This window comes from Photobacterium sp. ABD4_091 (genome assembly GCF_056160145.1).
In genome coordinates this window covers 2,528,126-2,542,508 of the sequence record NZ_JBSWWQ010000001.1, presented here as the reverse complement: position 1 = coordinate 2,542,508, position 14,383 = coordinate 2,528,126, and the positions used below count along the sequence as shown (strand labels likewise).

The 14,383-nt window shown below is 46.5% G+C and carries 11 protein-coding genes and 1 tRNA gene; 3 read left to right on the top strand and 9 right to left on the bottom strand.

The window, feature by feature from the left end:
• Positions 1-43 precede the first annotated feature (43 nt).
• Complete coding sequence (locus ACXAGQ_RS11750) at positions 44-1,459, bottom strand: site-specific integrase (RefSeq protein WP_475254034.1); 1,416 nt, start codon at positions 1,457-1,459, stop codon at positions 44-46.
• A gap of 64 nt (positions 1,460-1,523) precedes the next feature.
• Positions 1,524-1,611: transfer RNA gene (locus tag ACXAGQ_RS11745), tRNA-Ser, on the bottom strand.
• A 262-nt stretch (positions 1,612-1,873) separates the two neighbouring features.
• Here ACXAGQ_RS11745 and mscM point away from each other — a divergent pair.
• Complete coding sequence (gene mscM, locus ACXAGQ_RS11740) at positions 1,874-5,170, top strand: miniconductance mechanosensitive channel MscM (RefSeq protein WP_475254033.1); 3,297 nt, start codon at positions 1,874-1,876, stop codon at positions 5,168-5,170.
• Between the two features lie 167 nt (positions 5,171-5,337).
• Here mscM and ACXAGQ_RS11735 read toward each other — a convergent pair whose 3' ends face one another.
• From ACXAGQ_RS11735 to ACXAGQ_RS11720, 4 genes are all read right to left on the bottom strand, one after another.
• Positions 5,338-5,619, bottom strand: a complete 282-nt coding sequence (locus ACXAGQ_RS11735) for a hypothetical protein (protein WP_107299152.1) — start codon at positions 5,617-5,619, stop codon at positions 5,338-5,340.
• 569 nt (positions 5,620-6,188) lie between these two features.
• A complete protein-coding gene (locus ACXAGQ_RS11730; RefSeq protein WP_107299151.1) occupies positions 6,189-6,638 on the bottom strand; it encodes an L-alanine exporter AlaE in 450 nt (149 codons plus the stop codon).
• 755 nt (positions 6,639-7,393) lie between these two features.
• The gene (locus ACXAGQ_RS11725) at positions 7,394-7,816 is read right to left on the bottom strand and encodes a (deoxy)nucleoside triphosphate pyrophosphohydrolase (protein ID WP_475254032.1); all 423 of its coding nucleotides are present in this window, start codon (positions 7,814-7,816) and stop codon (positions 7,394-7,396) included.
• A gap of 1 nt (position 7,817) precedes the next feature.
• Positions 7,818-8,465 carry a YecA/YgfB family protein gene (locus tag ACXAGQ_RS11720; RefSeq protein WP_475254031.1) on the bottom strand — a complete coding sequence of 216 codons (648 nt, stop codon included), beginning with the start codon at positions 8,463-8,465 and terminating at the stop codon, positions 7,818-7,820.
• Between the two features lie 192 nt (positions 8,466-8,657).
• On the opposite strand from ACXAGQ_RS11720, the gene ACXAGQ_RS11715 reads away from it, so the two are divergent.
• Together ACXAGQ_RS11715 and dusC are read left to right on the top strand one after the other, a co-directional pair.
• The gene (locus tag ACXAGQ_RS11715) at positions 8,658-9,344 is read left to right on the top strand and encodes an NAD(P)H-binding protein (RefSeq protein WP_475254732.1); all 687 of its coding nucleotides are present in this window, start codon (positions 8,658-8,660) and stop codon (positions 9,342-9,344) included.
• An 84-nt stretch (positions 9,345-9,428) separates the two neighbouring features.
• On the top strand, positions 9,429-10,379 hold the full coding sequence (gene dusC / locus ACXAGQ_RS11710) for a tRNA dihydrouridine(16) synthase DusC (protein ID WP_475254030.1): 951 nt from the start codon (positions 9,429-9,431) through the stop codon (positions 10,377-10,379).
• Between the two features lie 142 nt (positions 10,380-10,521).
• On the opposite strand, the gene ACXAGQ_RS11705 is transcribed toward dusC, so the two are convergent.
• The 3 genes from ACXAGQ_RS11705 to ACXAGQ_RS11695 all read right to left on the bottom strand — a co-directional run bounded on the left by ACXAGQ_RS11705 (position 10,522) and on the right by ACXAGQ_RS11695 (position 14,014).
• On the bottom strand, positions 10,522-11,076 hold the full coding sequence (locus ACXAGQ_RS11705) for a hypothetical protein (RefSeq protein ID WP_475254029.1): 555 nt from the start codon (positions 11,074-11,076) through the stop codon (positions 10,522-10,524).
• Between the two features lie 480 nt (positions 11,077-11,556).
• A complete protein-coding gene (locus tag ACXAGQ_RS11700) occupies positions 11,557-13,077 on the bottom strand; it encodes an ISNCY family transposase (protein WP_475250885.1) in 1,521 nt (506 codons plus the stop codon).
• 349 nt (positions 13,078-13,426) lie between these two features.
• On the bottom strand, positions 13,427-14,014 hold the full coding sequence (locus ACXAGQ_RS11695; protein ID WP_475254028.1) for a hypothetical protein: 588 nt from the start codon (positions 14,012-14,014) through the stop codon (positions 13,427-13,429).
• Positions 14,015-14,383 lie beyond the last annotated feature (369 nt).

Sequence of the window (14,383 nt, the reverse complement as noted above, 5' to 3'; positions counted from 1 at the left end):
CGTTAAAGGTCTAGGAGTCCCGTTTCCTTTGCTCACCTCCTTTTCAGGCACACACTCCATCTATCGCATCTGTCGCATCTACTGTATCTGTTGATAATTTACTTACCGCCTCAAGCTTGTTCCGATAAGTAAAGCCACTCATATACACCTTCCCTGTTGTTAGCTTACCTATGCTATGCCCCATCAATGAGCCTATAAGCTCTTCACTAATTGCCTCATTGAATAGCTTTGTAATTGCATAATGTCTAAATGAGTGAAAGCTAACACCTTGAAGCTTGAGCTTCTCTCTACACAAGACACTAAACCACTTACTAGGCTTACTGTTGTATCCGTTGTCTTTGGAGTATGTTAATGAAGGAAAGAGCCTTTCATCTTTAGCTCTTTGATGGATAAGAGGCTCAAGCAAAACTTTAAGCTCATCAGAAACAGGTACAGTCCTTTTGCTTGAATCATTCTTAAGTGTTTTATCTTCACCATCATCATTAATATCAAGATGAGGCTGAGCAGATACAAGGTCTACATCACCCACCCTCATTTGAGCTAGCTCATTAAGACGACAGCCTGTAAGAATAGCCATTCTGGGCAAGTAATATCTCCAGCCATTACCTACATACCCATCAGCTTTAAACTCATCTGTACACTTCAATAGCTCTTTAAGCTCTCTCTCAGAGAAAGCCCTCTTAGCCTTTGTAGATGATGCTTTAGATGTAGCTCTAGCCTCATTCTTAGATAATTGAAACCATTCAGCCTCACAAGGAATTGAAGCCCTGTTAAAGCAGCCAGATAGCAGCCTTAGCTTCTTCTTGAGTGTTGTAGGGCTAACTGTCTTACCCTTACTCTTTGCAGAGATAGACTGGGAGAGCTTCCACTGCTCAATATGAGCAGCCTTAATCTCATGAGTACAAATGGATGGATATAGCTTTAAGAAGCTCTCCCAACAAGCCATATACTCCCTTCTGCTCTTGAAAGCTAGGTCTTCTAAGGCTTTATCAATATCTACAGATAAAAGGAAAACAGCCTCTTTCTTTGCAAAGACTGAGCTAACAAAGCTATTGAATGTAGCTTTAATCTGTTCAATGGATGGATTGTGGAATGAAGATATTTCTCTGTAGAGATACAGAGCATAGGAAGCAGCATGCAAACGCTGCCTTGTTCTGAGGCTAACTTTTAACTGTTTATACTTGTATGGTTTACTAGATGTAGTTAGAGGATTATACGATGGGTTATCAACACGCGTATTCCACCTAAAAGAATAGATACCACTCTTTGAGCGTACTAGGTATGTACTTACATTACACTCAGTATTAACACGAGATGACAAAGAAGCTAACTGAGTTAACTGAGACAGGGAAATTTCAGGTAGAGAATTTCCAGCAACAGCTCTTGCTGGTGGAACATCTGATGAAGATGTTGGACATGAAGGTTTTGAACCCTCAGATAGCAAAAAATTCAATGACACTGCTTGTACCTTTGTTTGTACCTTTAGGTAACAAACGACAAGAGTAAATCATTGAATTTGAAGATGGCGGTGAGGGAGGGATTCGAACCCTCGATACGTTGCCGTATACACACTTTCCAGGCGTGCTCCTTCAGCCACTCGGACACCTCACCACATTGTTGTTTTGACGCCTTGCGTCTCAACGGCGGCTAATGTAATCACTTAGCGTACCAGGGTCAAGTGTTTTACCGAATTCTTTTTTCGACTGGTTAGGATTGGTTCAAATTGTTCCAATGTCCAGCAAAACACTCATCGAGATATCTATCAAGTATGTTATACACTACAATTTAACACGTATTATCAGTCTATTATCTCTCTGGCCAATTTAACCCAACGAGCTCATTCAATCTTGGGTGCCGTGTATTTTGGAGTGTTATGATCTTCCGGCTATTTTCCGCTTTCACCTTTCTGGTGCATAGCCTTATCTCTATCTCAGGCTATGCCCTCGAAGGGCACTATGATGTCTGGAACCAGGCCCTCGATGAACAGATCGAGCAGCTCGGGGCGAAAGAAAATACGCCTGAAATCGTCAAGGAGCTTGATACCCTGCAAAATGCCAAGGGAATGATCGAAAAAGCGGTTGGGTTAGATGAAAAGACCCAAAGCTACCGCCAGCTGATCGAAGACTTCCCCGAGCTGACAGAAAAGCTCAGGCAGCAAGTCGCTAGCTTTTCCACCACCAAATTCCCTGACTTCAGCGATATGTCACAGCAAGAGCTGGCCGACACCATCAAACAGCAAGATGCAAAAATAAAACAGCTGGAGCAAAGCAGGAATAACAGCAAGGACGAACTGGGCAACATTGAAAAAGGGATTGATGAATTCTCGTACCGCTCGACCCAACTGCGTGACTCAATCAAACAAGAAGAACAAGCACTGCGGCAAATCGAGAACCAACCCGATGCCAAAAACCAGCAGCTCGTCCATCAGATTTCACACCAATACTACGTCAGCGAGCTATACATGCTCGAAGCTGAACAGCTCAGTGCCGGTAACCGCCGTACACTGGTCAAGCAACGTATCCAGCTGCAAAACCTGCAAATAGACGCAAGGCAGGCATACCGCAATAACTTGCAACGGGAATTAACACGACAGCAGCGCCTTGATACGGATTTATCCTCCGAGCAGAGTGACCAGTTCGATTTGGATCTTGATGGCCAACCTGACAGCCTCCGCCAACTAACCATCAACAACAAACGCTACATTGCTGCCCTGAAGGCCATTACTTCCCAGAGCGAGGAGGTACAACAGAGCCTGACGACAACTCGCAAGCAAATTCGCGAAGTCGACAGCGCTGCCGATGATTTGGAAACCATGGCCGAATGGCTCAAGCTCAGCCCGGCATTCAGTGAAAACCTCCGTACCCGCATCAGCCGCTTGCCAGCCAATCCGCCTATCGAGCAGCTAGACAAAGACATTGCCCAAAACCAAATCAAAAAGTATGAATACCAGCAACTGGCCGATTCACTGCGAGACAGGGCCTCAGCCCCCGGCACTGACGGCCTGAACGAAGATCAGCTGCTGCAAGAGACGGCGCTCATTGAAGCCAACCAGATCCTGCTTGAAAAGCTTATCGACCAAACCGATACCCTGATCTACCAGCAAGCGACACTCAAGGTGTCCTACGAGCAACTCAACAGCAACCTCACCGATTTGAAAACCTCGGCGAACAAGCAGCTGTTCTGGGCGCCGGATACCAACCCTGTGAGCTTGCGGTCGATTGCTGCCACCTGGGAAAAGCTCAAATGGTTCTTCTCGCCTTACCAATGGATAGGCTTTGTGAAATTCCCTGCGGTTGCCGATAAAGTCAAACTGGCATTCGCCCTGACCATCATTGCCGTGATCATCCTTGGCCTGAGCTGGTGCCGCAAATACTGGAAGCGCTTCCTTAGCGATACCAGTAAAAAAATCGGCAAGGTAACCCAAGATAAATTTCGCTATAGCTATAGCAATGTCTTCTTCTCGTTTTTACTGGCATGGCCTATCCCAATTATTGTCGGGTTAGTGGGGCTGATCTTCTCCAGTGGCTGGCAGTACCCGTTTGTCCACCACCTCGGACAAGCACTGACAGTGCCGATGGCGCTGGTCATGTTCTGCTTCATCCGTGAAATAGTCCGCCCTAACGGCTTGCTCGTCAGCCATTTCGAGTGGGAAGAGGGGCTCATCGGCCGGTGCTTTACCCACTATAAGCGTCTGCTATGGGTATACCTGCCAATGATGGTGATCCAGCAGTTTGCCCACCTCTACAGCGATATTGATGTCAATGCGACCTTGGGCCGCCTCGCCTTTATCATCAGCAATATCTCCATCAGTTATTTCTTGTGGCGGATGTGCCAAGAAAAGCTGCCGATGACTTATGGCGATCTCCCCGAGGGCAAAGCGCATATCGGCCACCACCTGTTCTGGTGGACACTGATATTGATCCCGCAAGGGCTCAACTATACGGCAATTAGCGGGTACCTCTCCTCTTCGCAAGATGTGATGCACAAGCTGGAATACTCTGCCGTACTGGGCGTAGTGACCATTTTGATCTATTACCTCGTCAAGCGCTTGATGCTAATCCAGAAACGCCGCTTGGCATTCGAGCGTGCCAAAGCCAAACGCCAGGAAATCATTGCCCAGCGTATCGCCGAGTTGGAAGATGACAAAGAGGAGCTGCACGGCAGCAATGAGATGCAGATTGAAATCGAAGAGCCGGAAGTCGATCTGGATAAAATCAGTGCCCAGTCGCTTCGCTTACTGCGCACCTTACTGCTGCTTATTTATCTGGCTTTCCTTTCGACAGTATGGGCAGATTTCTATCAGGCAATTTCCTACCTGGGCGATCTCACCTTGTGGGATGTCACCAGCACCATCGATGGCATCGACGAGCTCAGTTCAATCTCTGTAAGCAGTGTATTGCTCAGCATTTTGGCCTTCTGGCTGACAGGGATAGTGGCTCGCGATTTGCCCGGCGCGATGGAACTGTTGATCCTCCAGCACCTCGACCTGTCACCGGGGACAGGCTACGCCATTACTTCGCTGACCCGCTATGTGGCCATTACCATGGGGATCTTGATTGGCTCGAGCCTCGTTGGTTTCGACTGGTCGAAAATGCAATGGCTGGTTGCTGCCCTCGGTGTCGGTTTGGGTTTTGGCCTGCAGGAAATCTTTGCCAACTTTATCTCAGGCCTGATTATTTTGTTCGAGAAGCCGATAAGGATCGGGGATACGGTCACCATCCGCAACCTGACTGGGATTGTTGCCAAGATCAATACCCGTGCGACGACCATCGTCGACTTCGATCGCAAAGAGGTGATCGTACCAAACAAGGCGTTTGTCACCGAGCAGTTCGTCAACTGGTCACTCTCCGACCCTATCACCCGGGTTACCTTATCGATCAGCGTCAACTACTCGGCCAATACGGATCTGGTCACCAAGTTACTGTTCGAATCTGCTGACGAGTGCGAACTGGTTCTGGATAACCCGGCTCCTGAGGTCTTCTTCCTGACGCTGACCGCCGACAGCCAAAACTTCGAAGTCAGGGCCTATGCGGCAGAAACCGCCCACCGCCTGAGCCTGACCCACGACCTGCACAGCCGGATCAAGCAGAAGTTCAACCACCACGGTATCCAGATCGCCAACCCGCAGTTGGAAATCCAGATGAAGCGCCGAAGGCCAGCGAAAATTTAAGCCGAAGACATTTATGTAGAAACTGCGACCTAAAAAACAAAAAGCCCACGCTGGAGTATACAGTTCGAAACTCATATCGCTTTATACAATTTCAAAATCGCATAAATACATCCATGTCGCTCTGATCCGCAGTTAGTTATGTAAAAAAGCCCCTTTCGGGGCTTTTTTTAATTCTTTCTTGCTGCTCGCTCATTTTGCATTTGGATATAGCTTCCTAAATGCATCGAGGCAGGCTTGCCTCGGAGGATGTATGGCAGCTCAGTTGGCTGCATTGTTGCTTTGCTGGTTGGGCGCATTCTTACGTAAAGAACGCGGAACATGTTTTTGGCGACACCTTGGCAACAGCGGTCGACCCAAGAGAAGAAGCGACCGAAAAGACCAATTTTCACCCACAGGACAAACTGACTAACGCCTAACATTGCTGCTAGCGACCAATGTACCTCAATCATATTACTTCCCCATTAATTATGTTTTGCTTGCAGAACTGACTGAGGTAACTATGCCAATAAAATCATGAACAATATCCCTATGGCTGTAACTGAATTTAACCTGAACTTGCTATTCCCACCTGTAAAAAACCATTTTTGAAATCAAAGATCTCACCCCTGAAAACAAAACAATATATTAACATAGTATAATAATACAAATTTAAGAGGTTGATTTTGTGGAATAAAAAACAAGACCAACAAAAAACAAAGAAACAAAAACTTAACAAACCAAACGAGAGGCGATCGCTTCCTTGATGTAAATCAATTTTTCAACCTTTCACACTCATCACAATCAGAGATAGGTTTTTACAAATAGAAATAGCTTGTTCAAAGCTTATCCAAGCATTTTCGTGCATTTTGAAAGCAGATAAACGCAAATAAATACGTATACTTTGATTAGAGAAGCATTAGGAAAAGCCGCAGTCTGGCAAAAATGAAGCGCTACTGGGTATAAATAGAGAAAACCCCAAAGGTATAAACCTTCGGGGCTATAGAATTAGATATTAATTCGGCAGCTAGGCCTGGTGTCTTTACGCTTGCTGGTAGTATCCCGGCACTCGGAACATACGTCGGCACATTTCTAGGAACTGGCCATAAACCACACCCAATGCACCGGATACAAAGGCATTACTTGTTACAGCTGTAATGATCTGATCGAAGTCAGCCCCGACAACCAGCAAGATGCACGCATATACCGGCGACTGGAATAGCACGTAAGCTAGCATATCTGATACGCCTTTCATCCAACCGGTCGCTGACAACTTCATGCCTTGGCGGATCATCATGTCGCGGAACACGCCATACGGCCAGGCTATCGCAATATTAACCGGAATAGACAGTGTTCTTGATGCAAGTGACTGTTCAAATGTCATACCTGATATGAACACTTCTATCATCATGCCTGTAATAAAACTAAAAATTACCATTGCAAATGTATCAGCAGCAGCACTTCTTACGTTAAATGGCCCTTTAACAGACATAACCAAACCTCAAAATACAGTAAATAAGACCAAGGATTAAAATCAATGCAGTTAGATAAACTGGATAAAACCCAACAACCCAGTTGATGCGCGTATTAAAACAGAGAATTAGCAGAATTACTTACCAAAGATCGAGTTTGTTTGTAAGTTTACAACTAGTTTCAACTCAGTATTTGGCATGATCAGCTACACTGGCACCAGTCACGTGCCACAACAGCAAAACCACCAAACTCTAACCGCCAAAACCATCACTTTACTAAGCTAACAGACAGCCCGTGAGTTAAGTTTAATGTTGGTTTTAACAGCTATCATTGAGTTTCATTGATAAAATTATTCAGGTGCAATATTCGGCTTAACATAACCCAAGAAAATGAAGCGTGATAAATAAAAGATTAAACCACTGTTTTTAAACAAATTAAAATCAAACATCAGCGAATACCTGTAGCGCATCTTCTACACCTTGCAAAGGCATGAATTTAAGTCAGCACTGAAAGGCATAAATTTCAAAAAAGATAGAAGGTTATTCATCAAATGGTATGTAAACACTATAAAGCCGCAATAAAAACCATTTATTGCGCCCTTTTTAAGCTATGACGCAGAGATAAATATAGCTATGGCGCAGGGATAAGGATTCACATAAAAAAACCCCAGCAAGTGCCAGGGTTGATGACTGTAGATAGGACACGATGTTTTATGCGGATGTTTGTTGCAGATGCTTGTTGCGGGTGCTTGCTACAAATGCTTGCTTGCAGACGTTACTTACAGAGAAAGCGCCCCAGTTCATTAACGATGGGATAATCTGCAGGGCAAAGGGAATAGCTATCGATTTCACCTAACACCACCCACTTGGCATCTTGATGGCTGTGGAGCACTAGCTCACCCGAGAGCCAATGGGTCAGGTAGCCTTTTAGGTGGATAACCTTATCACCATAGTCAAACACACTGTCTGCCAGGAACTGCCCAGTCGTTGTTTCAATGGCCAACTCTTCTCGCAGCTCACGCTCCAAGGCTTGTGCATCGGTTTCACCAGGTTCTACCTTGCCGCCGGGAAATTCCCACAAGCCGCCTTGGCTGGCATGATCGAAACGCTGGGCAAGCAGGTACCGTCCCTGTTTTTCAATCACACCCGCAACCACCAGGATCACCGTTTTTTCTTTGTTGGGCTCAGTAGTTGTCACTTTACTGACCACAGCACTGCTTGAATTTCTTGCCGCTACCGCAAGGGCAAAGATCGTTTCGCCCTGTTTCCTTGAATGGGTTTACAGCCTGTGCCGCATTACCCTGCTGCAGATCATCAGCCGCCATTACCACTTCAGTTAGCATCAGTGACACCTGAGGGTATAGCTCGGCAGGAGCAGGCATACCGGTAACACCCGCCTCTTGCATCTGTGCCAGGGTATTTTCCTCGTCAAGCATCAGCATCAGGGTAGTAATCAATGCCGACAGCATACGCACCGTACCGTCTGTCAGTGGCTGCTCTGCCCAGTTAGGCTCAATATGCGGCCATACTGCCAAAAAGCCCTCAGCAAACTGCTGCATTGCCTCTGTTAGCTCACCAGCTTTCACGAAGCTCAGTTCTTCAGGTAGCTTGTACTCCCCGGCCTTGATATGGCGGTACTGCAACTCAAAGTGGTTCAACACCGCCATTTTGTCATCTTGCTCTAGCGCGACCGTCTCATCTTCATCGACACCACCGGTGAGCAGCACAGGTAGCCAGACTTCTGGTGCCAACGGCTTTGGGTTTGCATTAGCTGCCAGCAGTGCACCTTCAATAAAGGTGGCAGGCATACCATCCCAAGCCTGAGGTAACGTCATTAATTGTGTCATGGTCGGTTCTCAATATCTGTTTCGTCGGCTGATTATATACCCTACGAACAGCAAGTGGCAGGGTTGAGTGTTGGCAGTGCCAAAACCATTTTTGCGCCAGAGCATGAAAATGGTGACAAAAGGACAAACCTGTTGAACTTTGTAGAAAATGGTGGCAAAAAGATGGAGATATCATCAGGATGGTGGAAATTAATGACAGGTAGCAGTGCAATTATCGCCGGTGGAAGTGGATTGGTCGGGGACGAGCTCTTACATCTTCTGCTAAAACAACCAGAGATAAATACCGTCTATGCCCTCTCGCGCCGGGAGCTGCCGCTGCACGGCAACAAGTTGCAGCAGATCATCCACCCAGAGCTGCGTGTCACCGAATGGGAGGACACATCGCCTACACCTACCGTCGGATTTATCTGCCTAGGTACAACCAAGAAACAAGCCGGCGGAAAAAAAGCCCTAGAGGCGGTGGACTACCAATTGGTCAAAGACGTGGCCAAAACCATGAAAATGCTGGGTGTCAGGCACCTTGTTGTGATATCCAGCCTGTTTGCCAGCCCTTGGTCTCCCTCCCATTACCTGCGCTGTAAAGGGAAGATGGAACAAGCATTGGTGAAAATGGGCTTTGAGCACTGTATCTTTGTCCGTCCCGGGCCGCTCAAGGGCGAGCGTAGCAAACCCAGAAAAGACGAACTGATGGTTCAAGGGATCTTCGATGTCTTCCATCCGCTGGTCATCGGCCCGCTTGCCAACCTTGACCCTATCCCAGCCGAGCAGGTGGCCAAAAAGATGCTATCCCTTGCCCAAGAAGCGCAGCGGCATGAGCTTCCAAAGGTATTTACCCTCTCGGGCCGGATGCTATTAGACAAGCCCGCCATTACCCACTAAAATCTCGCACCCAAGTGGCATAGTGCAGATCAAGCTGATCTGCCCTCGCCTATACTTTTGCACATTGGCACAAAGAGAAATCACATGCGAGTAATTCTAGGCCCGATGGAAGGTGTCCTTGACCACCTGATGCGGGAAATGCTGACAGATATCAATGATTATGATCTGTGTGTCACGGAGTTTGTCCGTGTGGTTGACCAGCTCTTGCCAAGCAGTGTGTTCTACCGCCTTTGCCCGGAGCTTCGCCAAGGCGGCAAAACGACTTCCGGCACCCCTGTCCGCGTCCAGTTGCTAGGCCAAGACCCGGACTGGCTGGCGGAAAATGCCCACCGCGCTATTGCACTTGGCTCGCCGGGTATTGATATCAACTTCGGCTGCCCGGCCAAGTCGGTAAACAAAAGCCGTGGTGGTGCGGTATTGCTGCAAGACCCTGGCTTGATGTATAACATCGTCAAGGCAGTCCGCGGTGCGACCGATCCCCGTTTTCCAGTCACTGCCAAAGTCCGCCTTGGCTGGGATGAGCCAAGCCATTGCTACGAAATAGCCGATGCCGTTGCCCAAGCCGGTGCAGATGAAATCGTGGTGCATGCCCGTACTAAAGTCGACGGCTACAAGGCAGATACCATCAAGTGGGACTATATCCGCAAGCTCAAGGCAAAGGTCAAAACACCGATCATTGCCAACGGTGAGATCTGGAATTACCAAGATGGCCAGCGCTGTATGGAAGTCACCGGCAGCGACGCGCTGATGGTATGCCGCGGCGCCATCAACCTGCCAAACCTCGGCAATGTGGTTAAGCACAATGAAACGCACATGCCCTGGGAAGATGTATTGCAGCTTCTGCTGAAGTACTCGACCTATGAAATCAAAGGCGACAAGGGCCTGTATTACCCGAACCGCATCAAACAGTGGTTTGCCTACCTGCGCCATGAATACCCGCAGGCCAAAGAGCTGTTTGCCGATATCCGCAAACACAACAAAGCAGCGCCTATCGTCGAGATCCTACAGCGCAGCTATGCAGATCTAGCGGCCTAAAAGCCCCTCAAATTGCTCAAACGTAAAAAAAGCCAGCATACATATGCTGGCTTTTTGATTTTCAGAATTAGCTTATGGCTCAGTGCTAGCCTTGGCTAATGGCTTATTTACCAGCCACTTTACAAGTTCACTCAAACCCAGTTTACGCCCTACGCTCACGCCGGATCTGATCCAATGCATCCTGCACTGTATCCAGCTCTTCATCGGTTAGCTCGCTGAACGCAGCAAGATAAGCCAGTCGGGTCATTTCATTTTTGCGCCGACGCTCTTCATGCTCATGGACTTTATAAGCCCGGTTGGCCTGGAAGTGCTGGAAGAAGCGTTCGATATCTTCCACGGCTAGGCTCAATTCCGGCTTGAGGTAATCAAGCATTATTTCAACGAAGTTGTCCGGCAAATGGATATTGAACTTTGGATCCATCGAATAGATGAACGACAACTCCATCGCCTGCCGGTTCTCTTCCCGGCAACGCCAAAACTGTACCGTGCAGCCATGGGTGATCTGCACATCACCCACCTTATGGAGAGATTGCAGAGCTTGACCAACATCCTCCGCACTACCGACCAACAGACATTCAAACCCCCGGGATATAGCATAAACACCACACTCCCGCGGCAATGTCTCGCGGTTGACCATTGAGCACTGGTGGCTTGGCATTGGGATTCTTGGCTTATACGCCCGCCTTAGAGCACTCATGACCTTACCCTATATAATCATTTTGAGTAAGTATCCATATGCAGGCATTTTTTTCAAGATCTATAAGAAAAAACGTATAAGACCAATGGCCTATGAAGTATTTGGGATGAAATGAGGCAGGTTATAGGCGGGTAACTTCAAGAATTAATTTTTGGTTTTATGAATCATGAGAGAGACCAGCAATACCAATGGGTTCATGGCTTTCTCAACAAAAAGCCCTTTCTATAACCAAAACCTGAGAAAATCACCCCGAAATTCTCAACTTCCCAGCAACTCAATCAAAGGAAATCTCGATATTTTGGTGCTTGTCTGCACTCTGCTATAGAAGAAAGTCCCATTCCTCATGGCTACTCCTTTGCATCGTACAACCATAACCCATACAACCATAACCCTGTGTCATTACTGAGGGAACATGACGGGATAAATACCAACCGATTCTGTCATGCTCCTATATTCTAGTTCCCATGTTGCTCACTCGCCTTACACGTCGATATTCATCGATTGTGATTTTTTAATCCTAAGCTCCCTAGTATTGAGTTTTTCTTCCTTCCAGATGTTTTTAATCGTGCCGATACTCACGGTGATGTCATGTTGTTTTAACTCCATCATTAATTGCATTAATGTCGCATGAGGGTTCAGCAGCGTCAGCTCGATAATCTTGTCTTCTGCGTGCTCTGGTATGCGATTCTTACTGCGCTTGAGGGGTTTATTGATGCGCTTTAACCCCATAGGCCCTTCCTCGGCCATTATTTTCTGATAGGTGTAAAGGGATTGGCGGGAGCAGCCAAGGATACGGGCGGCTTTAGAGATACTTCCAAGTTGTTCAACGAGCTCTAATGCTTCTATTTTCCGCTGAACCTCTTTGCCATATTCACTGCATTTTCGGGGCTCAACGAGTTCCGTTATATCGAGCCGACGGTGGCCAAAATAGGCAGAGAAGGTGCCGTCGAACTGACAGCGGATTTCCACCTGTTGGTTGACTATCGAATAACGGATAGGCGAGTCGATAACGTACATCTTGTTATCGAAGCTGAACGTGTGATCTCGCCGTATCTTGCGGTACTCTTTTTGCACACAGATAGTGTTGAGGTCTAAATCATCTGGTAAACGCTTAAAGGCCGAGCGTACGCTTTTCGGCTGAACCATGACGTGTTTTGCCCAGTAGTTTGGGATGAACTCTTCTTGTAGATACCGATTAGCACTTGCCATATCCGTGACTTTGTTTAATCGAAGTTCAGGCACAAGCCGATCTTGGAAGGTATCGAAGGATCGCTCTATACGCCCTTTGCCCTGTGGTGAGTTGGCGAAAATAATCTCGATACCGAGCTCCTCACAGGCACGCTGCATTTGCGAGAAGTTGCTGCGCTTAGGGCCGCCAAAAATACCGGCTCTATCCACGTAAAGGGTTTTGAATATGCCTCGTTTTTCGATATAAGCCCGCATCACTTTCATGCACCCTTCCGTGGTTTCAGACGGGAAAAACTCAGCATGGATATCACTGGTGGCATCATCAATGATGGCAATCAGGCAAGACCGTTCATCACCGAACCAGCGATGGGGGCTACCATCCATTTGCAACATGAGCCCAGGCGATTCCATACGCTCACGATACTTTCGGACTCGGCTTCTGCGTCGCTTGGCACGCTTCACGTGATGGATATCATGGGCCCACGACCGCAGGGTTTCACGTTTGATTGAGAGTCCTTCATTCTTCGCCAGGAGCTCTGATAGGTGTTGCAGGTTGAAGTCGTAATACTTGGTCTGGATGAGGTTTTGCACCTCTTTCTTGAGCGACTCTGGGATTTTATTAACAGGAGCACGGCCTTTGTTGCCATGAATAACGAATTGAATGCCTTCTTTCCGATAACGGTTCAAGTAACGTTCGATTGTTCTGCGTGACTTGCTGAGCAAGGTTGCGGCGCTATTGATACTCATTCTGCCGTCGATAACTTTGGCAATAATATCGACAGTGAACTGGGATTTGGAATCCATGTAGAACATCCTTAGCACCTTTTAAAGCTCCATTAATTACTTTAAAAGGTACGCTAAATGAGTTCCGTCAAATTCCCTCGGTAGTTAACGTAATGACAAAGTCGCTTGGTAGTTAACATACGACAGAATCGCTTGGTGATCACATACAACCATAACCCTGCATAACAAACTTTTGGACAAAACCTTGTCAGTGACTTTGCTAATTTAGCAAATGATGAATTATCTCAGATATAGCAAAACCACCTTATTAATCAATATTGTTTGGTTTAGAAAGCGGGGAACAGGTCACGACTAACCTACAAGCGCAACAAACTCCTTACCAAAACTGCCGAGTGTAACAAGTCACCTTGATGCCTTGTCAGACTTCATTTTCATCTTCAACAACAAAATACCTATTTGTACTAATTACTATATCAGCATTTCTCCCAATATGTCCTACAGCAGTTAACGCTCGAATTTGCTCTTCATTAGGTCGTACATAAAATCGGATATGATATAGGCCGGGCCCTGGAACAGGCACCCAAAATGGTAGTGTTTCTTTGCTATTAGGTAGGAGTGTATTGTAATCAACTTTATGTCCATCTCCTCGCATCAATACTCGTTTAATAGAATCACCAAAATCACGACTGCCATCAGAGTTAATAATAACAGGTGTGACTGTTAAATGGTCATCTTCACCGTAGTATAGGAAGTTTGTAATATTTCCCGCATTTTCAGCTTCAACACAAATTGACAAATAATACTCTGTGTTTCCAGGAATTCTTTCTTGTTTTATTACCAATCGAAGCCTAATAAGCGGTTGTTTTCTAATAAGAATCTCATACCTTTGAGCTAAAAATGTAAAAACAGCCCAAATGCCACCCACAATTACGCTAAGAGATATGATTATAGCCTGAACACCTTGGGCTATATCTTTGAATTGAGATGTTGATAATTGCTCAAACATGATTAATCTAGTTCTGCATATTGGTATTCAAAATTATACTCCCATTACACCGATATGAAACCTAACAACTTTATCCAAAGGATTTCTGCGTTTTGACCTGAATACACAGGATGTTTTGTGTTGGTTCTATGTGATATGTTGAAACATTCAACATATCACCATTTCCTATATCGATGAAGCATAAGCCGGTATGTGGCAGAGTTATCGATTTTACTTAACCATTAACTTAGTTAAGTATAAATCAAGATAGAAGCACTCTCATTGAAAGCCTGCTTGCAAGATTTGGTGCAGATCTGAGCTAACTGGGGTATCCGAGTCAGCCGCGCAGCCAGCATGCCTCTGGACAATTAGTGTGCCAGTGATTTTGCT

What these genes read in the sequence shown, in the direction of transcription:
- mscM (WP_475254033.1), top strand. Translation starts at nt 1,874, where the DNA reads ATGATCTTCCGGCTATTTTCCGCTTTCACCTTTCTGGTGCATAGCCTT.
- ACXAGQ_RS11735 (WP_107299152.1), bottom strand. Translation starts at nt 5,619, where the DNA reads ATGATTGAGGTACATTGGTCGCTAGCAGCAATGTTAGGCGTTAGTCAG.
- ACXAGQ_RS11730 (WP_107299151.1), bottom strand. Translation starts at nt 6,638, where the DNA reads ATGTCTGTTAAAGGGCCATTTAACGTAAGAAGTGCTGCTGCTGATACA.
- ACXAGQ_RS11720 (WP_475254031.1), bottom strand. Translation starts at nt 8,465, where the DNA reads ATGACACAATTAATGACGTTACCTCAGGCTTGGGATGGTATGCCTGCC.
- ACXAGQ_RS11715 (WP_475254732.1), top strand. Translation starts at nt 8,658, where the DNA reads ATGACAGGTAGCAGTGCAATTATCGCCGGTGGAAGTGGATTGGTCGGG.
- dusC (WP_475254030.1), top strand. Translation starts at nt 9,429, where the DNA reads ATGCGAGTAATTCTAGGCCCGATGGAAGGTGTCCTTGACCACCTGATG.
- ACXAGQ_RS11705 (WP_475254029.1), bottom strand. Translation starts at nt 11,076, where the DNA reads ATGAGTGCTCTAAGGCGGGCGTATAAGCCAAGAATCCCAATGCCAAGC.
- ACXAGQ_RS11700 (WP_475250885.1), bottom strand. Translation starts at nt 13,077, where the DNA reads ATGTTCTACATGGATTCCAAATCCCAGTTCACTGTCGATATTATTGCC.
- ACXAGQ_RS11695 (WP_475254028.1), bottom strand. Translation starts at nt 14,014, where the DNA reads ATGTTTGAGCAATTATCAACATCTCAATTCAAAGATATAGCCCAAGGT.